General features: G+C 61.9%; 23 protein-coding genes and 1 tRNA gene. 9 read left to right on the plus strand and 15 right to left on the minus strand.

Features of this window, described 5'->3' with window-relative positions:
• Positions 1–47: 47 nt before the first annotated feature.
• A tRNA-Pro gene (locus C7I85_RS15395) sits at positions 48–124 on the minus strand.
• A 468-nt stretch (positions 125–592) separates the two neighbouring features.
• On the opposite strand from C7I85_RS15395, the gene C7I85_RS30985 reads away from it, so the two are divergent.
• Positions 593–913 carry a hypothetical protein gene (locus C7I85_RS30985; protein ID WP_181257194.1) on the plus strand — a complete coding sequence of 107 codons (321 nt, stop codon included), beginning with the start codon at positions 593–595 and terminating at the stop codon, positions 911–913.
• A 557-nt stretch (positions 914–1470) separates the two neighbouring features.
• Here C7I85_RS30985 and C7I85_RS15405 read toward each other — a convergent pair.
• From C7I85_RS15405 to C7I85_RS15415, 3 genes are all read right to left on the minus strand, one after another.
• Complete coding sequence (locus tag C7I85_RS15405) at positions 1471–1755, minus strand: hypothetical protein (protein WP_181257195.1); 285 nt, start codon at positions 1753–1755, stop codon at positions 1471–1473.
• Positions 1756–2154: 399 nt separating this feature from the next.
• Complete coding sequence (locus C7I85_RS15410) at positions 2155–3693, minus strand: undecaprenyl-phosphate glucose phosphotransferase (protein WP_106724882.1); 1539 nt, start codon at positions 3691–3693, stop codon at positions 2155–2157.
• A gap of 89 nt (positions 3694–3782) precedes the next feature.
• Positions 3783–4346, minus strand: coding sequence for a polysaccharide biosynthesis/export family protein (locus tag C7I85_RS15415; RefSeq protein ID WP_106724883.1), 564 nt, complete (start codon positions 4344–4346; stop codon positions 3783–3785).
• Positions 4347–4587: 241 nt separating this feature from the next.
• Between C7I85_RS15415 and C7I85_RS15420 the strand changes: the two genes are divergently transcribed.
• On the plus strand, positions 4588–6129 hold the full coding sequence (locus C7I85_RS15420; RefSeq protein ID WP_106724884.1) for a tyrosine-protein kinase family protein: 1542 nt from the start codon (positions 4588–4590) through the stop codon (positions 6127–6129).
• Between the two features lie 39 nt (positions 6130–6168).
• Here the strand turns inward: C7I85_RS15420 and C7I85_RS15425 are convergent, their stop codons facing one another.
• Positions 6169–6384, minus strand: a complete 216-nt coding sequence (locus tag C7I85_RS15425) for a DUF2842 domain-containing protein (RefSeq protein ID WP_106724885.1) — start codon at positions 6382–6384, stop codon at positions 6169–6171.
• Between the two features lie 150 nt (positions 6385–6534).
• Between C7I85_RS15425 and C7I85_RS15430 the strand changes: the two genes are divergently transcribed.
• Positions 6535–7629, plus strand: a complete 1095-nt coding sequence (locus C7I85_RS15430) for a COX15/CtaA family protein (RefSeq protein ID WP_106724886.1) — start codon at positions 6535–6537, stop codon at positions 7627–7629.
• A 26-nt stretch (positions 7630–7655) separates the two neighbouring features.
• On the opposite strand, the gene C7I85_RS15435 is transcribed toward C7I85_RS15430, so the two are convergent.
• The 6 genes from C7I85_RS15435 to C7I85_RS15460 all read right to left on the minus strand — a co-directional run bounded on the left by C7I85_RS15435 (position 7656) and on the right by C7I85_RS15460 (position 12344).
• The gene (locus tag C7I85_RS15435; RefSeq protein WP_106724887.1) at positions 7656–8498 is read right to left on the minus strand and encodes an aminoglycoside phosphotransferase family protein; all 843 of its coding nucleotides are present in this window, start codon (positions 8496–8498) and stop codon (positions 7656–7658) included.
• Positions 8495–9427 (minus strand): N-acetyl-gamma-glutamyl-phosphate reductase, encoded by a 933-nt coding sequence (gene argC / locus C7I85_RS15440; protein WP_106724888.1) that lies wholly within the window; start codon positions 9425–9427, stop codon positions 8495–8497. Before argC ends, C7I85_RS15435 begins: the two co-directional genes overlap by 4 nt.
• A gap of 84 nt (positions 9428–9511) precedes the next feature.
• Positions 9512–10468: an agmatinase gene (gene speB, locus C7I85_RS15445; RefSeq protein ID WP_106724889.1), complete on the minus strand. Its 957-nt coding sequence runs from the start codon at positions 10466–10468 to the stop codon at positions 9512–9514.
• Positions 10469–10720: 252 nt separating this feature from the next.
• Positions 10721–11194: a 30S ribosomal protein S9 gene (gene rpsI / locus C7I85_RS15450; RefSeq protein ID WP_106724890.1), complete on the minus strand. Its 474-nt coding sequence runs from the start codon at positions 11192–11194 to the stop codon at positions 10721–10723.
• Positions 11195–11196: 2 nt separating this feature from the next.
• Positions 11197–11661 carry a 50S ribosomal protein L13 gene (gene rplM, locus C7I85_RS15455; RefSeq protein WP_106724891.1) on the minus strand — a complete coding sequence of 155 codons (465 nt, stop codon included), beginning with the start codon at positions 11659–11661 and terminating at the stop codon, positions 11197–11199.
• A gap of 215 nt (positions 11662–11876) precedes the next feature.
• Entirely contained in the window at positions 11877–12344 is a 468-nt protein-coding gene (locus tag C7I85_RS15460) for a PaaI family thioesterase (protein WP_106725096.1), read from the minus strand.
• A gap of 149 nt (positions 12345–12493) precedes the next feature.
• On the opposite strand from C7I85_RS15460, the gene C7I85_RS15465 reads away from it, so the two are divergent.
• The 5 genes from C7I85_RS15465 (at position 12494) to C7I85_RS15485 (ending at position 16108) form a co-directional block, all read left to right on the plus strand.
• Entirely contained in the window at positions 12494–13312 is an 819-nt protein-coding gene (locus C7I85_RS15465) for an enoyl-CoA hydratase (RefSeq protein ID WP_106724892.1), read from the plus strand.
• Positions 13313–13316: 4 nt separating this feature from the next.
• Positions 13317–13757 carry a VOC family protein gene (locus tag C7I85_RS15470; RefSeq protein WP_106724893.1) on the plus strand — a complete coding sequence of 147 codons (441 nt, stop codon included), beginning with the start codon at positions 13317–13319 and terminating at the stop codon, positions 13755–13757.
• Positions 13754–14275 carry a CoA-binding protein gene (locus tag C7I85_RS15475; RefSeq protein ID WP_106724894.1) on the plus strand — a complete coding sequence of 174 codons (522 nt, stop codon included), beginning with the start codon at positions 13754–13756 and terminating at the stop codon, positions 14273–14275. Before C7I85_RS15470 ends, C7I85_RS15475 begins: the two co-directional genes overlap by 4 nt.
• A gap of 141 nt (positions 14276–14416) precedes the next feature.
• On the plus strand, positions 14417–15700 hold the full coding sequence (locus tag C7I85_RS15480) for an O-acetylhomoserine aminocarboxypropyltransferase (RefSeq protein ID WP_106724895.1): 1284 nt from the start codon (positions 14417–14419) through the stop codon (positions 15698–15700).
• Positions 15701–15748: 48 nt separating this feature from the next.
• Complete coding sequence (locus C7I85_RS15485; RefSeq protein WP_106724896.1) at positions 15749–16108, plus strand: cupin domain-containing protein; 360 nt, start codon at positions 15749–15751, stop codon at positions 16106–16108.
• Between the two features lie 4 nt (positions 16109–16112).
• Here the strand turns inward: C7I85_RS15485 and C7I85_RS15490 are convergent, their stop codons facing one another.
• The 3 genes from C7I85_RS15490 to C7I85_RS15500 all read right to left on the minus strand — a co-directional run bounded on the left by C7I85_RS15490 (position 16113) and on the right by C7I85_RS15500 (position 18831).
• Positions 16113–16769: a CatB-related O-acetyltransferase gene (locus C7I85_RS15490; protein WP_106724897.1), complete on the minus strand. Its 657-nt coding sequence runs from the start codon at positions 16767–16769 to the stop codon at positions 16113–16115.
• 81 nt (positions 16770–16850) lie between these two features.
• The gene (catB, locus tag C7I85_RS15495) at positions 16851–17483 is read right to left on the minus strand and encodes a type B chloramphenicol O-acetyltransferase (RefSeq protein WP_106724898.1); all 633 of its coding nucleotides are present in this window, start codon (positions 17481–17483) and stop codon (positions 16851–16853) included.
• 91 nt (positions 17484–17574) lie between these two features.
• On the minus strand, positions 17575–18831 hold the full coding sequence (locus C7I85_RS15500) for a cytochrome P450 (protein WP_106724899.1): 1257 nt from the start codon (positions 18829–18831) through the stop codon (positions 17575–17577).
• Between the two features lie 117 nt (positions 18832–18948).
• On the opposite strand from C7I85_RS15500, the gene C7I85_RS15505 reads away from it, so the two are divergent.
• The gene (locus C7I85_RS15505; RefSeq protein ID WP_106724900.1) at positions 18949–20052 is read left to right on the plus strand and encodes an NAD(P)/FAD-dependent oxidoreductase; all 1104 of its coding nucleotides are present in this window, start codon (positions 18949–18951) and stop codon (positions 20050–20052) included.
• Between the two features lie 132 nt (positions 20053–20184).
• On the opposite strand, the gene C7I85_RS15510 is transcribed toward C7I85_RS15505, so the two are convergent.
• A complete protein-coding gene (locus C7I85_RS15510) occupies positions 20185–20406 on the minus strand; it encodes a hypothetical protein (RefSeq protein ID WP_106724901.1) in 222 nt (73 codons plus the stop codon).
• Between the last annotated feature and the right edge of the window lie 170 nt (positions 20407–20576).

Genomic DNA, 20576 nt, shown 5'->3' on the forward strand with positions numbered 1-20576 from the left:
CCAAATCCCGACATCGCAGCCAAATGTTGATTTCATTTAGGAAAAAATGGTCGGAGTGGCGGGATTCGAACCCACGACCCCTTGACCCCCAGTCAAGTGCGCTACCGGGCTGCGCTACACTCCGAACCGGGGCAAGGCATATATACTCAGGGGGGCGGGCGCAAGCGCTAATTCGTGCCTTTTCGATCGAACCCCATCATTTGCTTTCAAATTCGACCGCGGGACCAAGCGTTCCATAGTGTTTATGATCCGTGCGGCCGTCCCGATACATAATGATCGAGGTAGCCCCGTCCTTTGATTGTGTATTCCCCGGGCTGGCACTGAGGTGCCTGAATCACGTGTCGCCGATTCGATGGCGAGATTCCCGTCGGGATCAACAAAATACTGAGATTTTTCGATGCAACCGATGGTCCTGAGCCATTGCCTCAATCATGACTCCGTAATGGAGAGCTCAGGCTTGTTGATGAAGTCTGGCTCGCTGACTTCCCTAAGATGTTACTACTTTCAGTGCACATCGGTTACCCAAAACGGAACCCTCGAACGACATTTGCGTTAAATTATCGTCAAAGTGAGAGGGGTACGGAGGTAAGCGATGCGTACCCTTACTATTGTAGCGGTATTGGCAACACTGGGTGGTTGCACGACTGAACACTACGTCGCCAAGGACTATGGCGGCACACTGTACGGCATAACATTTCCGGCTTTTGTTGCGGAGCGCCACAGGCATGAACACAGGCCGGAAAAGCCCGAGCACAAGCCCGGAAAGCCTGAGCACAAGCCCGGAAAGCCCGGTTACGGAAATGAATCTGGCTATGGTGGCTATGGGTTCGGGCAGGGCTATGGAAACCACGGCCAGGGTTATGGAAACCATGGAAACGACCACGGCCACGGGCATGAGCGTGGCGGAAAGTAACGAAGCCAAGACCCGCGAATCGACCTGAGCTTCGCGCCTCTGGTTCGGCTTGACCTTGGCGATCCGGAAGAGATCGCCGTCTGAAATCTTGGGCTGGGTTCGTCCAGTCGAGATGAATGGGGTCTGGCCGAACCGGAGGCGCGAAACGCTGTCGGGACTCTGGTTGCATACAGGTTGCAATAGAAGTCTCTCGGCTCCGGTTTTCATTTTCGCTCGGCGGAGCTCAGTCAGCTCGTTTGCTGGTGTGTGGACTCTTCTCGCAAATACAAGCTGGTTATGGGAAAGCTGGAGAGGCTGCGCCTGACCGAAACGAACGGCTACCGGTAAAGAAAACGTCGGGAAGTCGTATCGAACTTCTGCCTGGCGGTCAGGGGCATGCGTCACGCCCCTCGAAAAAAAACTGGAGTTCGCAGTGTCAGTGCCAATTTAACCGCGGCGCCAGCCCCTGGCTGTCACGGCCAGTCAGGCTGGGTGGTGGCCGGCTACCTTTTTAGAGTAACCAGCCACCAGGCCAGCTTTCACATCCTAAGATGGTCAAGCGGGATCAGCATGCCCCATCAGTGGTGGCCGTGCCCATGTGAACCATTGAAATTGCCGTTGCCGTTGCCGTTGAACCAGCCCGAGTTGAGGTTGCCATTCAGGTTGCCGTTGCCCGAGCCCTTGTTGAAGTTGCCGTTCAGGTTGCCGTTGAACGAGCCCTTGTTGAAGTTCCCGTTCCCGTTGCCGTTGAACGAGCCAGAGTTGCCATTGCCGTTCCCGTTGCCATTGCCATCGCCGCCACCGGCAGCTGCAAAAGCAGTCATCGCGAGAAGGGCAGTTGCGGCGATGATGAGCTTCTTCATGTCAGGTTCCTTTCATACGAAATCAATTGAGACAGGCTTCATTGATCAGGTGTGTTGCGGATCCCGCTCATGTGGGTGCCGTAACCCTTTGATTATCAAATTTAATCAAGGCGACAGCAATTCAGGATAAGTACCTGCTACCTTCGGGGGATAGGGTAGTCGAAAGTTGTAGCTTTTACCGATCGGCCAGGGGAAAAGCCTGACAGGAAATTCCTGACCGATGGCTGGGCCGGGGTAAATTGCCGGAGAATTGGTGCTCAACCTCCTCTCTGGCGCCAGCGATGATGACTACCCAAACGTGCGGACCTAGGCAGTACGTCTAGCCAGCCGCGGCCCGATGCGGAGTGGCGCTTCCGGTGCCGGCGGGAAGCCCATGCCATAGTTCGTGAGCCACAGCGCTCAATAGGCGTTTTCCGTGTTGAGGAGACGAATCGGCGTCAGAAACAGGATTTTCAGGTCGAACCAGAGCGACCAGTTCTCGATATAGTCGAGGTCGTATTCCGTCCGCTTGCGGATCTTCTCGTCGGTGTCCATCTCGCCGCGCCAGCCGTTGATCTGGGCCCAGCCGGTGACGCCAGGCTTGACCCGATGACGGGCGAAGTAGCCGTCCACGACCTCGTTGTAGAGCAGGTTGTGCGACTGGGCGGCCACTGCATGCGGGCGCGGGCCGACCAGCGACAGGCTCCCCACCAGCGAGTTGAAGAACTGCGGCAGCTCGTCAATCGAGGTCTTGCGGATGAATCGGCCGACGCGGGTGACCCGCGGATCGTTCTTCGTCACCGTCTTCTTCGCCGTCGGGTCGGACTGGTCGGCATGCATCGAGCGGAACTTGTAGACCTCGATCACCTCGTTGTTGAAGCCGTGCCGCTTCTGCTTGAAGAGGACGGGGCCTTTGCTGTCGAGCTTGATGGCGATGGCCGTGGCCAGCATGATGGGCGAAAAGACGATGATGCCGAACAGGCTGAAGAAGATGTCGAAGGCGCGCTTGGCGACCGAATCCCAGTCGTTGATGGGCTTATCGAATATGTCCAGCATCGGCACCGAGCCGATGAAGGAGTAGGAGCGGGGCCGAAACTGCAGCTGGTTGGAGTGCGCCGAAAGACGGATATCGACCGGCAGCACCCAAAGCTTCTTGAGCAGCGACAAGACGCGCTTCTCCGCGGCGATCGGCAGCGAGACGATCAGCATGTCGATCCGGGCGATCCGGGCGAATTCAATTAGCTCGTTGATATTGCCGAGCTTGGGATAGCCGGCGACGATGGGCGGCGAGCGCCGGTCGTCGCGGTCGTCGAAGATGCCGCAGATGCGGATGTCGTTGTAAGGCTGCCTCTCAAGCGCACGGATAAGGGTTTCGGCCGCCTGGCCACCGCCGACGAGGACCGCGCGCCGTTCCATCGAACCGTTGCGTGCCCAACGCCGGATGAGCTGGGCCATGACCAGACGCAGCCCGAAAACCAGGAGGAAGCCGAGCACGAACCAGGTGCCGAACAGAAGGCGCGAGAATTCGCTCGAAATCTTCAGGAAGAAGCCTGCGACGGCCAGCAGCGCGAAGGCGCCGGCCCAGAGCACCAGCAGCCGCCCGGCCTTGGAAAGCGGGCGGAGAAGAACTGGGATCTGATAGAGGTCGCTGACTTCGAAGAGGATCACCGTCAGCAGCGAAGTGCCGCCGATGATCACCGGATAATGCCACAAAAGACGCGTGTCGAACCCGACATAGGCGGCGAACAGCGACGCTCCCGAAATGAAGAGCAGACAGAACTCGACAAGGCGCATGACGCCGCTGACCATCACCGGCGAGGTCGTGTCACGCCTGTATTGGGCCGCAACCTGCTGGGCGACCTTGTTGAGTTTTACCGGCTGCGGCTTTCCGGCGGCCTCGTCGTCCACGAACTTGCGCACGGCATTGGCGGAAAAGCGGCTGGCGGAGTCTTCTTTCATGGCTTGATCCGTAGCTTACGCCGGATCATTAGCGCCGAGGGGCTAAGAAACCCTTGAGACGACCGGCGGCTCTGCCATGCCCACAGGTTCTAGAAAAGCCGCTCACGCACATAGACCGTGTCGCCAGGCAGGAGGGGATCGCTGGTCAATACCCTGCCGGTCATCACTTTGCCGTTGATGTCGCGCGTGACATCGACGTCGGTCTGGTTGGCGCGAGGCGAAAACCCACCGGCAATCGCGATGGCCTTTTGCGCCGTCAGGCCTGGAACATAGGAATACTGACCTGCCGCACTCACTTCGCCCATGACGAAGATCGGGCGGTAGCGCTCGACCTCGACCGAGACGTCCGGATTGCGCAAGTAGCCCTGGCGCAGCTTGGTAGCGATGGCCGCTTCAAGCTTCTGCGGGGTCTGGCCGCGAGCCGGGACCGGACCGATGAGCGGGAAGGCGATATAGCCGGACTGGTCGATGCTGTAGACGTTCGTCAGCCCCTCCTGTTCGAACACGGTAACGCGGACGCGATCGCCGGGGCCGAGCTGGTAGGGCTGGTTGAGCACCTCGTGGAAGGCCGGCGGGGCGGGGCGGTAGCTGGTACAGCCGGCAAGGAGAGTGGCGGCCAGAAGTGCGCAGAGGATCGAACGGGGGCTTCGCATGACCAAGCGGATACCTTCGGCTTTGTGCCGGACATGCCCCGGCGGAATTCGATGTGCTCGTTATTGCTTTGTTAGGGTTAATGGGCGGTAAAGCGGATAAAGCGTGATGCAACCCTTGATGGCAGATGGGGTCCTCAGCGGATGCCCTTCTAAAGAGGCGTGTATCCGGCGTGTCGATCTTAACGGCTGAGTTACCATCAATATTTACTATGCCTGCTGTCCGATACTGGGAGCAGGATGAATGTCAGGCGTTCAGTCAACTGCCGGCGACATAGGCGGCGATACCCAAAAGCTGTTCGCTTCGCTCGCGGGGAACTCGGTGCGTATACTGGTGGTGGCGCTTGTCGTCGCCAGCGTTGCGTTCGCTCTGGCCTCGATGGTGACGCCTCGCTACCAGGCAGAGACGCGGCTGCTGATCGAAACGCGCGAGGCGGCTTCGACGGGGACCGAACCTGCCGTATCCGACCGTCCAATCTTCGATAAAGACGCCGTGGCCAGTCAGGTCGAGGTGATTTCGTCAGCCGACATCCTCAAGCAGGTGGCCAGGGATCTTGGGCTCGCCAAGTTGCCCGAGTTCGATCCCTCGGCGGACATGTCTCTGCAGTCGAGTCTGCTGATCTTGGCGGGGCTCAAACCCGATCCGCTTGAAATTCCGGCTGAGGAGCGCGTGCTGAAGGCGATGCGCGAAAGGCTCGATGTCCATCAGGTGGAAAGGCCGCGCATTGTCGTCATCGCGTTCTCGTCTCATGACCCCAAGCTTGCCGCCGATGTGCCCAACGCCGTTGCCGACGCCTATCTCAAGGTGAGTCGCGATGCCGCGCTGGCCAAGGATCGGGGCTATCTGCCCGCCGATGCCCGCATCTTCACGCGCGCGGCTGTTCCAGCTGAACCTTATTTTCCCAAGATCATCCCGATCGTCAGCGCGGCCTTCGTCGCCTCGCTTTTGGTGATGGCAGCTGGCACTCTGTTCCGCGAGTTGTTTTCGGCGCGCGCCATGCGTCCTGCGCCGGGCGCGCGGTTCGCGCCGGTGGAGCAAGTTGCGATGCCGGTCGTGCGCGACGAGCCCGCCGAGGACCAGCCTCTTGCCGAAACGCTGACCCCAGAGCCGGCAACGCCCGAGCCGGCGTTGGGCGTCAAGCCCGAGCTGACGCACGCGGTGGAACGGAGCTCGCGGCCGGTTCGCAAGCTTGGCGAGATTGGTATCTCGCGCGCGGCCGAAAGGCTGATCTCGAGCGATGCGAACTGTGCGATCTTCATATCGCCGGAGGGCGACGAGGCTGCCGCCATCGCCGTGCTGGTGGCCCGCGAGATTGCCGATGTCGGGCTGCGCGTGCTGCTGCTCGATCTCACGGTTTCAGGCGCGGCCTCAAGGCCGATGCTGGATGGCGCGCGCTATCCGGGCATCACCAACCTATTGACCGCGCAGGCGCAGTTCACCGACGTGATTCACGCCGATCACTATTCCGGCTGCCACGTCATACCGGTGGGAACGGCCGATCCGGAGCGCGCAATGCGCGCCGTCGATCGCCTGCCGATCATCCTCGAATCGCTGACCACCGCCTATGACATCGTGGTGGTGGAATGCGGACCGATCGATGCGGACGGCATTCGCCGGTTGGTGGGCGAGGGGACTGAAGTCGTCGTCAGCGTCATCGAGCCGGGTGAGGAGGTTATGGTCGCTGCGGAGAATCTGCGCGTGGGTGGCTTCCCTGGCCTGATCCTCGTGACGCCCGCCGGCTACGAGCGGCCGAGTTCGCCTGCGCACGGCCGCAGCGCGGCCTGATGCCGGGGAAGCGGTTTCCGCCGATCAGCTAGGTGAGGTTCAGCTCTTCGGCTTGCGCTCGATGATCAGCCACTTGATGATGCCCATGGCGGGCAGGATCCACAAAAGGCCGGTCAGCAGGAAGAACAGGAAGTGCACCAGCGGCCCGGATTCACCCAGGCGCGCGACAGCCACGGTGGTTGCGACCAGCGAATAGACGATCACCAGCAGGATCAGCAGGATCGTTCCGATGAGCTTCTTGAGGCGAATGGGCATGGCTTTTCCTTCGCCGCCGTCCTAGGACTTCTTGGTGCTGCGCGCAAGCACAACTCCGGCGCGACGGCGTGCCGCGCATGACAGCCTTGTAAGCGCGGCCGCGATGGTCCACCAAGCCCGCGGATTTCGAATTGGCCGGGAACGATTGCCATGTCCGCAATGACGAACACTGTTGCACCGCTTGCCATGCGTGACAGAGAGCTGCACGACCGCAAGCTTGTGCGCTATTGGCTCTATGTCGTGCTGGTGGTGCTGTTTGCGCTGGTCATGGTGGGCGGCGCCACGCGCATGACCGGCTCGGGCCTGTCGATCACCGAGTGGAAGCCGATCCATGGTGTGATCCCGCCGCTCAACCAGGCCCAATGGCAGGAAGAGTTCGAAAAGTACCAACAGATCCCGCAATATGAGCAGATCAACAAGGGCATGACCCTTGATGAGTTCAAGGGCATTTTCTGGTGGGAGTGGGTGCACCGCCTGTTGGCGCGAGGCGTCGGCTTCCTTGTCGCCGTTCCGCTCGTTCTCTTCTGGCTGTCGGGCCGGCTCGAGCGCGGGCTGAAGCCGCGCCTCGCAGGCCTTCTGGTGCTGGGTGGGCTGCAGGGTGCGGTCGGCTGGTGGATGGTCGCCTCGGGCCTGTCCGAGCGCGTTTCTGTCAGCCAGTATCGCCTCGCGGTGCACCTGACCTTCGCCTGCGTCATTATCATGGCTGTGACCTACATCGCCCGCGGGCTTGCGACCTATACGGAAGCCGCGGCGAGCCGCGGAGTGCAGCGCTTCGCCGGCCTCATGGTGCTATTGGTGCTGTTTCAGATCTATCTCGGCGCGCTGGTGGCGGGCCTGCATGCCGGCCTCACATATAACACCTGGCCGCTGATGGACGGCGCCGTCGTCCCGGGCGATCTCTTCGCCATCGAACCGGCCTGGCGCAATTTGTTCGAGAACCCCAAGACGGTGCAGTTCATCCACCGCATGTTCGCCTATACGGTGCTGGTGGTGGCGATCTGGCACGCGCTGGCGACCAGCCGGGCCCTGCCGGGCACCACGCATGCCCGCCGCGCCTGGGTGCTGGCCGGCCTCGTGCTGGCCCAGGCGGCGATCGGCGTGGCGACTTTGCTGACGCAGGCCGATATGCACTGGGCGCTGCTGCATCAGGGCTTTGCCATGGTGGTGCTGATCTTCGCCACGGCGCATTGGCGGGGCACCAAGGGTGCCTATCCGCTGCCGACCGAGGTCGTCGTCAGAAGCTGATCGGGTATTTCAGGCGTGGATAGCGCCTAGTAGCTGCGCCGCACGTCGCGCACGGCGGCCGCCACGGCGAGTGTGCGGCTTTCGTCCTTCGCGTTACCGTCCTCCGCATGCCAGGCTGCCGAAAGGCAGCCATAGGCGAAGGCATGGTCGAGGATGGCGGTTGGATTTTGCCCCAATGTCTTGGCGAAAACCTCGGCCATGTGAGCGATCCGATCCGGGTTCAGGCAGAGATCATCGCGGTCGAGCGGATTGTAGATGAGGTTGGCGGCGTCGAAGGCCGGGTCGCCCAGAACACCCTTCGGATCGATCACCAGCCAGCCACGCGCCCCGTGCATGATGTTTTCATGGTGAATGTCGCCATGCAGCGGGCGTAGGTCGTGCGGATTGCTCAGGAGGCGCTCGGCTACCTCTGCCGCCTCGACATAGATGCTTCGCGTGCCCCCATCCCTGTCAGCGCTAGCCTTCCTGAACAGGCTGGCGAAGCGGTCGCGCAGCGGCTGCAAGTCTGGTGGGAAAAAGGTTTCGGACGGCGAGAAAAGCCGCTCCAGCATTTCCGCCGCTATTTCGGTCGCGGTATCGTCGCCAAGCGCATTGAGGTCGTCGACCAGATGCCGTTCGCCGGCATATTCGAGCAGCATGCGATTGCCCTCGAGGCCAAGCAGCCCGACCGAGCCCTCGCCATTGCGCCATGCAAGGTAATGCGCGCCCCGCAACTCGTCCTCGACGTCGTCGAGAGGTTTCAGGTCCTTGATGGTGGCGGGCGTGCCGTCGGCAAGCCGCACTTTCCAGATGCGGCTCGAAAACGTTTCCGTCAAAAGGACAGGGCCGCCGGCCTCCCAATGGGCAGGGAAGGCCGGCGCACCATTCATCGATTGAGGCCGAGCATCAGGTCGAGGTTCTGCACCGCAGCCCCCGAAGCGCCCTTGCCGAGATTGTCGTAGACGGCAATCAACAGCGCCTGCGCGCGGGCGTCGTTGGCGCTGACATAGAGCTTCATCTTGTTGGTGCCGTTGTAGATCTCAGGCTGGATATCGGCGCTGCGCTCGAAGTCGATCAGCGGCGCAACCTCGACCACGCCGCCCTTCAGGCCGGCATAGTGGTCGGCAATCGCAGCATGAAGCTCCGCGCCGGTCGGCACTTTCGGCAGGCGGCCGAGCTGCAGCGGCACGACCGTGATCATGCCCTGCGCGAAATTGCCGACGGCCGGCTGCATGATCGGGTCGTGCGTGAGCTTGGCATAGGCGCGCAGCTCCGGCACGTGCTTGTGCTTGAGCATCAGGCCGTAGGGCAGGAACTCGGGCGAATCCTCGCCCTGCGCTTCGTAGTCTTCGATCATTTGCCGGCCACCGCCGGAATAGCCGGAGATGCCGTTGATAGTGACGGGGAAATCGGCCGGCAGGAGACCGGCGGTCACCAGCGGACGCAGGCAGGCGATGGGCCCCTGCGGCCAGCAGCCGGGATTGGCCACGCGCTTGGAGACGGCAATCGCCTCCATCTGCGCCTTGTCCATCTCCGGGAAGCCATAGGTCCAGCCCTCGGCCACGCGATGCGCAGTCGAGGCGTCGATCACACGGGTGGTGTCGTTTTCGATCAGCGAAACGCTTTCACGGGCCGCGTCGTCCGGCAGGCAGAGGATTGCGACGTCGGCCTTGTTCAAAAACTCGGCGCGCGCGGCGGTTTCCTTACGTCGTTCGGCAGGCACCGAAATGACTTCCAGGTCGTGGCGACCCGCGAGCAGTGCCCTGATCTGCAGGCCCGTCGTGCCGTGTTCGCCGTCGATGAAGATTTTCGGTTTCATGTCCTGTCGTCCATAAGAAAGCATTTTGTCTCAGAGGCTTGCGCCCGAATCCAGACTCAAGCCCTGAAGTTTTTACCGGCTGCTTCAGGCGCCTTCGCGCACCTTCCGCTCTGCCAGCAGGCCGAGATAGTGCATAGCAACCGTCGCACCCGCAATTGCAGTTATATCGGCGTGATCGTAGGCCGGCGCAACCTCTACGACATCGGCGCCGACAATGTCGATCTGCGTCATCTGGCGCAGCACCGACAGGATCTTGGCCGACGAGGGCCCGCCTGCCACCGGCGTGCCGGTGCCGGGCGCGTAGGCCGGGTCGAGACAGTCGATGTCGAAGGTCACATAGGTCTTCCTGCCGCCGGTGCGCTCGGCGATCGCATAGGCGATGTCGGAGGCGCGCATCTCCTCGACCTCGTGGCCGTAGAGAATCTTGATACCGAAGTCGGCCGGCGCATGGGTGCGGATGCCGATCTGGATCGAGCGATCGGGATCGATGATTCCCTCACGTACGGCGCGCGCGACGAAGGAGCCGTGGTCGATACGCTTGCCGTCATCGTCCCAGGTGTCCTGGTGAGCGTCGAACTGCACCATCGCCAGCGGGCCGTGGATGGCGGCATGGGCCTTGAGCACCGGCCAAGTGACAAAATGGTCGCCGCCGAGCGAGAGCAGGAAGGCGCCGGATTTCAGGATCTTGGCGGCCTCGCGCTCGATGGTGGCGGGCGTCTTCTGGTGGTTGCCGCTGTCGAGCAGGCAGTCGCCGTAATCGACCACGCCGAGATTGTCGAACAGGTCGAGATTGAACGGATATTGCGGATCGCAGTCGAAGATCGCCGAGGCGCGGCGGATGGCCTGCGGGCCGAAGCGCGCGCCCGGACGGTTGGTGACGGCGGCATCGAACGGAATGCCCCAGACGACCACGTCGGCTCCCTTGACGTTCTTGGTATAGCGCCGGCGCATGAAGGACAGCGCACCGGCGTAGGTAGGATCACCCGAACGACCGGTGTTCTTGTTGGCCGTGAAAGCGTGGTCGATGGATTTGGCAGGCATCACGATTTCCTAAAACAATCTGGTGGCGGGGAGATGAAGCATGCTGGAATTGCGTGCCCCGGCTCAAATACGATTCGGCCTCTATAGCATCCCCGAACGGAAAGTGGATTCCCTTCGGTCCTTATCTCGATATGCCAACGATGCTTCACTGCTGTGAAAGCCGGCCATGCGTCACGGCCATGAAAAAAGGCCGCCCGGAGGCGGCCTTTTCTGTCGGCTGCTGTAAACAGCGCCGAAACGGTTCCGGGAAGCTTAGCGCTTCGAGAACTGGAACGAACGACGGGCCTTGGCCTTACCGTACTTCTTACGCTCGACGGTACGGCTGTCGCGGGTCAGGAAGCCGCCCTTCTTGAGCACGCCGCGCAGGCCCGGCTCGTAGTAGGTCAGCGCCTTGGAGATGCCGTGACGGACCGCGCCGGCCTGGCCGGAGAGGCCGCCGCCGACAACCGTGGCGACGATGTCGAACTGACCTTCGCGGTTGGTCGCGACGATCGGCTGCTTCAGGATCATCTGCAGAACTGGACGGGCGAAGTAGGCGCCGAATTCCTTGTCGTTGACGATGATCTTGCCGGTGCCGGGCTTGACCCAGACGCGGGCGATGGCGTCCTTGCGCTTGCCGGTGGCATAGGCGCGGCCCTGCTTGTCCAGCTTCTGGACGTGGACCGGAGCAGCCGGCTGTGCGGCGGCGACGGTGCCGAGATCTGCGAGCGAGTTGAGCTCAGCCATGATTACGAAGCCTTCTTGTTCTTGGCATTCAGAGCGCCGATGTCGAGGACTTCGGGCTGCTGGGCGACATGCGGGTGTTCAGAACCGGCGTAAACGCGCAGGTTCTTCATCTGGCGACGGCCGAGCGGGCCACGCGGAATCATGCGTTCCACGGCCTTCTCAAGCAGACGCTCCGGGAAACGGCCTTCGATCAGCTGGCGAGCGGTGCGCTCCTTGATGCCGCCGGGGTGGCCGGTGTGCCAGTAGTACATCTTGTCGGTGTACTTCTTGCCGGTCAGCACGACCTTCTCCGCGTTGATGATGATGACGTTGTCGCCATCGTCGACGTGGGGCGTGAAGGTGGGCTTGTGCTTGCCGCGCAGGCGGTTGGCGACGATGGATGCGAGACGGCCGACGACGAGACCTTCGGCGTCGATCAGCACCCACTTCTTCACCACGTCCGCAGGCTTCTGCGAAAAGGTTTTCATGGATCTAACTTTCGTTTCGGGACCTTCCGGAGAAGGCGTTTCTTGTTGCTTGGTTTGGAAGGAGGGCCGGGGCCAACCACCAAATACAAAACCGCGGCCGAAAAGGGCCGCTGGTCAGGTTGGGCTTATAGGCGGAGTGTTATCTTGCGTCAAGTGTAGGGAACTGGCGCACATCCCGGAAAACGACACGAAAACAGAAGCTTAATAGTGCGGTATTATTTTACCTCATGCGGATGATGCCGTTTGGGTGGAATCGAATAGGTTCCAGTCGCGTGCGCCACGGTGTGCTGGTCCGGTCCGGCCACGATGTCGATATCGAACACCATCAGGCTTTTGCCCATCTTCAGGATGCGGCAATGGCCGAGAATCGGGCCGGCTTCCGCCTTGCGCATGAAGTTGATGTTGAGGTTGGTGGTGACCGACAGCGCGTCCGCGCCGGCGTGGGTGAGCACGCAGACATAGCCGCCAACGTCGGCCAGCGTGAACAGTGATGGGCCCGAGACCGTACCGCCTGGGCGCAGGTGCCGCTCGTCGGCGTTCAGCCGCACCGTGCAGCCGCCCGGAAACACCTCGATCGCCTCATAGGAGGCATATTCGGCATTGAGTTGCGGATAGGCCGACTTCAGCAACTCGTTGACCTCGGCGGCGGTCATCTGAGGGGTGAGCTTGGTCTGGGTGGGCATCTCTTGTAGATCCGTTCGAAAACGTGCCGGCTGGTTGGCGCACGAAAACTTGCGCACCGGCGGCGCCATAAAACCCGCTTGCCCCCTGTTCTTCAACCCGAGCCGTGGTAATTCTTTGGTCGAGATGAAGCAGTTTCGGAGAAGAACCGTTGGCTGAAGTCCTTGCCATCAAGCCCGTGCCCGAGGGCCCCGTCGTGTCCGTCTTCAAGGACGGTGTTCTGCGCCTTGCGCTTGCGAACCCGCCAGCAAATGCCTTGTCATTGGCTGTGATGGCCGCGCTTCAGGCTGAATTCGACCGCGCGCGCGACGACACGGCCGTCCGCGTGATCATATTGGGGGCCAGCGGCAAGGTGTTCTGCGCCGGCCACGACTTGAAGGAAATGACGGCACATCGGGCCGATGCCGACAGGGGCAGGGCGTTTTTCGAGCAGACTATGGCCGCCTGCTCGCAGCTCATGCAGACCATTGTGCGTCATCCCAAGCCCGTCATCGCCGAGGTCGACGGCCTTGCCACGGCCGCCGGCTGCCAGCTTGTTGCGAGCTGCGACCTTGCCATCGCTTCGAACGAGGCGACCTTCTGCACGCCGGGCGTCAATATCGGCCTGTTCTGCTCCACGCCGATGGTGGCGCTGTCGCGCAATGTCTCGCGCAAGCAGGCAATGGAAATGCTGCTCACCGGCGAGACCATCGACGCCACGACGGCCAGGGAATTCGGATTGGTCAATCGCGTCGTGCCGCCTGAATACCTGACTCAAATCGTGAGTAAATATGCGCAAACCATTGCTTCCAAATCGCCTTTGACGCTTAAGATCGGAAAGGAAGCCTTTTATGCGCAGGCCGAGATGGGCCTTGCGGAAGCCTATGAATACGCCGCGCGGGTGATGGTCGAAAACATGCTGGCACGCGACGCCGAGGAGGGCATCGGCGCCTTCATCGAAAAGCGCAAGCCGGAGTGGAAGGGGGAGTAGAAGCGTGGAGCCACGGATATCGATCGTGACGCTGGGCGTCGAGGATCTCGACCGCGCCGTGCGATTCTATGAAGCTATGGGGCTCAAGCGAAACGAGAAGATCACCGAAGGCGTCGCCTTCTTCCAGATGGGCGGGATGATCCTGGCCTTGTGGCCGAGGAACGAGTTGGCTGCCGATGTGGGCAACGACAATCGGCCACCGTACAAGTCCGGCGACTGTGCGCCGACCGTTGCACTTGCCTACAACACGCGCACGGAGTTGGAGGTTGGCGCAATTATCGACATGGCCGGGAAGGCAGGCGGGCGCGTTGTAAAGCCGGCGCAGCACGCCTTCTGGGGAGGTCTGCAAGGCTATTTCGCCGATACCGAGGGTAATCTTTGGGAAGTAGCCCACAACCCGGATTTTCCGCTCGATGCGGAAGGCAGGATTGCGCTTCCAGAATGAACCACGACGCCTACGAAAATTCCTACATCGCCGACATTCTGAACTCGGTGAAGACCATTGCCGTCGTCGGCGCCTCGGCCAACGAGGTGCGGCCGAGCTACTTCGTGATGAAATACCTGCTGGCGAAAGGGTACACCGTCATCCCGGTCAATCCGGGGCAGGCGGGCAAGGAAATCCTTGGCCAGATGACCTATGCCAGGCTTTCGGAGGTTCCGGTGCCGATCGACATGGTCGACATTTTTCGCGCCTCCGAGGCGGTGCCGGCAATCGTCGACGAGGTGCTGGGGCTTGAGCCTTTGCCCAAGGTCATCTGGATGCAGCTGACCGTTCATCATGACGAGGCCGCTGCGCGTGCGGGAGCGGCCGGCATCAAGGTTGTCATGAACCGCTGCCCGAAGATCGAATATGCCCGGCTGGCCGGCGAAATCGGCTGGAACGGCGTCAATTCGGGGGTCCTATCGTCCAAGAAGCCGGTTATGCGGTCCGGATTCCAGAGCTTGGGCGTCCGTCGGCAGTAATTCTATTTCCCTGGCTGCCACATATAAGCGTTGGATCGCCTAACGGCGGGGGCGATGGAAGCATTTTGTTCTTTGCATTCCGGTCACGGCTCCGCCAAGAATAGCAAGAATTTTCACGCAGGGCCTCTCGGAGAGAAAACAATGTCCCAACGCACCCCCGGTTTCAACACGCTCGCCGTCCATGCCGGCGCAAAGCCGGACCCGACGACCGGCGCGCGTGCCACGCCGATCTACCAGACGACGGCCTATGTGTTCGACGACGTCGACCACGCTGCCTCGCTGTTCGGTCTCAAGGCGTTCGGCAATATCTACACGCGCATCATGAACCCGACCCAGGCGGTGCTGGAGGAGCGCGTGGCGGCTCTGGAAGGCGGCACGGCGGCGGTGGCGACGGCTTCGGGTCACGCAGCGCAGCTTCTCGTCTTCCACACCATCATGCGCCCGGGCGAGAATTTCGTTGCCGCCAGAAAACTCTATGGTGGCTCGATCAACCAGTTCGGCCATGCCTTCAAGAATTTCGGCTGGGAAGTGCGTTGGGCCGACATCGATGACGTTTCGTCCTTCGAAAGCCAGATCGACGACAAGACCCGCGCCATCTTCATCGAGAGCCTTGCCAACCCCGGCGGCGTGTTCGTAGACATCGAGGCGATCGGCAATATCGCCCGCAAGCACGGCCTGCCGCTGATCGTCGACAACACCATGGCCAGCCCCTATCTGGTTCGCCCGATCGAGCACGGTGCGGACATCGTCGTCCACTCGCTGACCAAGTTCATCGGCGGCCATGGAAATTCCATGGGCGGCGTCATCGTCGACGGCGGCACCTTCGACTGGTCGAAGTCGGGCAACTACCCGATGCTGTCCGAGCCGCGCCCGGAATATGGCGGCGTGGTCCTGCACGAGACCTTTGGCAACTTCGCCTTCGCCATCGCCACCCGGGTGCTCGGCCTGCGCGACTTCGGGCCGGCGATCTCGCCGTTCAACGCCTTCCTGATCCAGACTGGCCTGGAAACCCTGCCGCTGCGCATGCAGCGCCACTGCGACAACGCGCTGAAGGTGGCCGAGTGGCTGTCCAAGAACGACAAGGTCGCCTGGGTGTCCTATCCGGGTCTGCCGGGCGACAAGAACCACGCACTGCAGCAGAGATACTCGCCGCGCGGCGCCGGTGCGGTGTTCACCTTCGGCCTCAAGGGCGGCTACGAGGCGGGCGTCAAGCTGGTCGAGGCGCTGGAGCTGTTCTCGCACCTCGCCAATATCGGCGACACCAAGTCGCTGGTCATCCATCCGGCCTCGACCACACACCGCCAGCTCTCGGACGAGCAGAAGGTTGCAGCAGGCGCCGGCCCGGACGTGGTGCGCCTGTCGGTGGGCATCGAGGATGTAGCCGACATCATCGCCGATCTGGAGCAGGCTCTGGCCAAGGCCTAACGAACATTTGCGCCCGGCCTTGCCGGCCGGGCGCAAACATTGCCTGAAATGGGGGAAAGCGTGACCGAAAAGTTCCTGGGCTTCGACATTGCCAGCATCGAACCGGAAGAGGGCGCGCCCGCCGAAGGGCGCCTCATCTCAGGCAACCCGCAGTTCCGCACCTGGAACTTTGAGGAGGCCGAAGGCGGCCTCTATGCCGGCGTCTGGGAATCGACGCCCGGCAAGTGGCGCATCGAATATGACGAGTGGGAGTTCTGCCACATCCTCGCGGGCGTCTCGGTCATCACAGAGGATGGCGGCGAGGCCCGCACGGTGAAGGCCGGCGACCGTTTTGTCATCCGCCCCGGCTTCAAGGGAAGCTGGGAAGTGATCGAGACCACGCGCAAGGACTATGTGATCCGGCTTTGACCGATCAAATGCTCACCTCGTCATACCGGGTGGACGCAAGCTCCAGCGCCTCTATGTCGTTCGCGCAAAGCAGTGGCTTCAGCGCGTCGAATTTGGCGGGCGACCAATCGTAGACCTTGAGCGCAAGCAGTTTGTCGACCGTCGCGGCCGTGAACCGGAGTTTTACGGGCACCGCCGGATTTCCTGCAACGACCGAGTAGGGCGCTACATCTTTTGTCACGATGGCGCCTGACGCAATGATCGCGCCCTCGCCAACGGTGACGCCGGGCAGGATCATCGCTCGCATGCCGATCCAGGCGCCGTCGCCAATGACCGTGTCGCCCTTTCCAGCATAGGCATCGACTATGAATTCTGGGAAGGGGTACAGGCTGAACCAGTCGGTGCGGTGAGTGTGGTTACCACCTAGCAGGATCACAGCCTCCGCCCCGATGCAGACGTAGTCGCCTATGTGGAGCTGATCGATCGGCCAGGCGGGTTCCCACGCCTTCAGGCTGTAGTCATCGCCGTAAAGATAGCGGACCACGCTTTCCTCGAATGAGCCCGACCAGGCATTGCTGTAGTAGCTGTGCGTGCCGCGAACGTGGATGTTTGGGTTTCTGACGGTTTCATGCAGATACTCCACCTTCGACCAGTGCTTCGTGGCTTCGGGGGGCTTGATCATCGCGTATGCTCTCTAGTTTTCCGGAATTTCTTGCGACGTGGTCGATGCGCCGAGAACGCTGCCCGTAGGCCTCTGCCGCAACTACCGTTGCTGATCCTTCCAGCGCATGTTTAGGGCTTTGATATCACCGCTGCAGAGCAAGGGCATTGCCTCTTTGATCTGCTCGATCGGCCAGTCCCACCACGCCATTTCCAAAAGCATGGCAATCTGCTCGTCGGAGAACCGTTTGCGGATCGGCTTGGCCGGGTTGCCGCCCACGACGGTGTAGGGCTCGACATCCTTGGTCACCAGGGCGCGGCTGCCGATCATCGCGCCGTGCCCGATGCGGACGCCCGGCATGATCATCGCCTCTGCGCCGATCCAGACATCGTTGCCGACGACCGTGTCGCCCGCCGGCTGGTAGGCATTGATCGCGCCGGCGAATGCCGGTTCCTCCGACATGAAGAAGAACGGGAAGGTCGAGATCCAGTCGTTACGATGGCCCTGGTTGCCGGCCATCATGAAGGTGGCGCCGGTGCCGATAGAGCAGAAGCTGCCGATGATCAGTTTGTCGACGTCGTCGCGATCCGGCATCAGGTACCGGGCGCAGTCATCGAAGGAATGGCCGTGATAATAGCCGGAATAGTAACTGTAGCGGCCGACGATGATATTCGGGTTCGTCACCTGCTCTGAAAGCAGCTCTCCCCGAAAGGGGCTCTCAAAATAGTTGGTCATGTGAATTGCCTGTCCGTATTGGCGGACGCCGCCTTGGCGGCGCCGCTTAGGAGAGAGTCCACGGACGATTGGCGCTAGGTGTGGCGGAGCGTCAGAACTTGACGTTCAGCCTTTCCAGTCCGTGGAAGTGATAGGTGTCGCGGAAGAGCGGTTCTTCGGCCAGCGCGATCTGCGGCAGCCTGTCGAACAGCACTTTCAGCGAGGTCTGCATCTCTAGCCGTGCCAGCGGTGCGCCGATGCAGAAGTGGATGCCGGCGCCGAAGGACACGTTCTTCTGGTCGTTGCGACCAGGCTGGAACTCATGCGGCGCATTGTAGGCCTGGTGGTCGCGGTTGGCGCAGCCCAGCAGCAGGCCGATCTGCTCGCCATGCTTCAGCGTGAGGTCTTCGGCAGCCTCGATCTCGCCATAGGCATAACGCGTGAACATGTGCAGCGGCGCGTCGTAGCGCAGGCATTCCTCCACCGTCGCGGCGGTCGCTTCCGGCGTGGTGAAGAACCGGCGCGGATCGCCGCCCTGCTGCAGAATGGTGCGCACGGCATTGCCGGTCTGGTGCACGGTGGCCTCATGGCCGGCGTTGAGCAGCAGGATGGCCGAGGAAACCAGCTCGTCTTCGCTGAGCTTCTGGCCGTCTTCCTGCGCCGAGATCAGCAAGCTGAGCAGATCGTCACCGGGTTGCTTGCGCCGTTCGACCACATAGGCGCGCAGGAAGTCGGAAAAAGCCTTGGACGAGGCATTGGCACGGTCCTCGGTCTCGCGCGTGCGGCCGTGCATATACATGGCCACCATGTCGTGCGACCAGCTCAAGAGCTGCGGTCCCATTTCCACCGGCACGCCCAGCATTTCGGCGATGATGGTGATGGGAAGCGGTGCGGCGAAGGCCGGCAGCAGGTCGACCTGGCCGTCGGCCTCGAAGCCGTCGACCAGTTCATTGGCAAGCGCCTCGACGCGCGGCCGTAGGCGCTCGACCTGGCGCGAGACGAAGGCGCGGTTGACCAGCGTGCGCAACCGCGTATGCACCGGCGGCTCCAGCTCCAGCATCGAGTTGGCCTCGATGGCGTCGAAGGCCGTCAGGTGCGAGCGATCGCCGGTATAGCCCTGGTCGTCGGCAGCGCCCTCGGGCTTTTCGCGCCCGAAACGGCGGTCGCGCAGCAGGCGGTTGACGTCCTCGTAGCCGGCCAGGCACCAGAAGCCAAAATCCTCCCAGAAGAAGCTGCGCGCATTGGCGTGCAGCCAGGCATAGGCTTCATAGGGGTTCTGCACGAAGCGCGGCTCATGCGGATCGAGCCGCAGGCGGCGCGTGGCAAAGTTGTACTTCAGGTACGAAAGCGGGGCGTCGATATTTGTCATGAGCGCCTCTTTAGCCCGGCTTGCCAAGCAAGTTCCAGAGCCTATCCTGTCGCGCCAACATCTTTGATTTGATCCAGCGTCAGGTCATGACCTAGCCCCGGAGGAGGGGGTTCCCGCATGAATGTGATCGTTGTCGGCGCCGGCATCGCCGGGCTTTCGACTGCCTGGGCCCTGACCAAGGCTGGACACCAGGTGACGATCGTCGAGCAAGGGCCCATCCCCAACCCGCTGGCGGCGTCGGGCGACCATCACCGCATCATCCGGCGTGCCTACGGCGCGGCCGCGGGCTATGGACGGCTGATCACCCAGGCCTATGACGCGTGGGACGAGATGTGGGGAGACCTGGGCGCGACGCATTACGACCCGCGCGGCTTCATCTGCGTTTCGCGCGAGGCCGGCGACGAGGCCGAGCAGATGCGCGAAGGACTTGAAGCCGGGAGCTTTCCCTTCGAAGTGGTCGAGTCGGAGGAAGCCGTTAAGCGGTGGCCGTTCCTTGAGGCCGGCACCTTCAGATATGCCTTCTTCTCGCCGGAGGGCGGGGTGCTGCATTGCCGGAAGATCGCGGCCGGCCTTGCCGACTGGCTGCGCGCCAACGGCGCCAGTGTTTATGAAAACAGCAAGGTTACCGAGATCGATGCCGAGGGTGGCACGCTGAAGCTGGCGGGCGGCGAGACGTTGCGCGGCGACAAAATCGTGGTGACGGCCGGCGCGTGGGTGCTGAAACTCTTCCCCGAGCTGGGCTTCGACCTCACCACCTATCGGACCGCGGTCGTCTATCTCGAGCCGCCGGCGGAACTGCAGGCAGCCTGGAACAATGCGCCGGTGGTGCTCGATGTCGGTGGCAAGACCGATGGCTACATCATCCCGCCTTCGGGCGGTGCGGGCCTCAAGTTCGGTTCGGGCCTGCACAAGGTCAAGACCAGCGATGCCGACTGGAACCGCCAACCGGTCAAAGGCGAGGGCGAGGCGATCCGCAACCTCTTTGCGCCGCCGATCGCGCGGGCGACCGAATATGCGATCAAGGAAGTGGTGACCTGCGCCTACACCTTCACCGCCGATGAGCGCTTTTTCGCGCAGGAAATCGGCAAATGCCTGATCGTGTCGGCTTGTTCGGGCCATGGTTACAAGTTTGGCGCTTCGGTCGGGCGTCGCGTGGCGAAAGCCGTCGACGATGGCGATCAGGCGGGCCTGCTTGCCTGGCTGCGCGCGGAAACAGCGTGATATCAAGGGCAGTCGAAGGGTGTCCTTGGGACCCCTTCGACATGCTTGGGGGATGCGCCACGACATGAGCCGAACATGAGCGCCGATGGTATCCGCCTGCGCCAAAATCGCTTCGGCGCAGGCGGCAATGTTTCAGGCCCGACCTTCGATCCCGAGGCGATGCAGCGCCGATGCCAATGTCGTGGTCTGTGTCAGGCCCAAAACCTTGCGAATGGTTTCGGGGCTTTCGCTGACCACGGTCTGCCCAACGACGTGGGTGATGATGGCACCGCGCCCGTGCTCCTTGATGGAAACGAGATGGGTGGTGTTGAGGTAGATTTGCTTGCCGTCAAAATCAGTAAGTGCGATCCACATGCCTGTCCCCTTGCAATCGATGAACCTATCGCGTGCAATCTCAGGCCGGATGAACTGCCCCCGCTATGGAGCCCACGTACATCTGAGTGTTTGAATAGTCCCGCAAAACGCCCCCGATTGCAACGGGGGCGCGGATCGGGCGCCTGGCCAGGGCGCGTCCACTGACTGAA

Origin of the sequence: Pseudaminobacter soli (ex Li et al. 2025) (assembly GCF_003012705.1) — a bacterium.
Classification (GTDB): domain Bacteria; phylum Pseudomonadota; class Alphaproteobacteria; order Rhizobiales; family Rhizobiaceae; genus Pseudaminobacter; species Pseudaminobacter soli.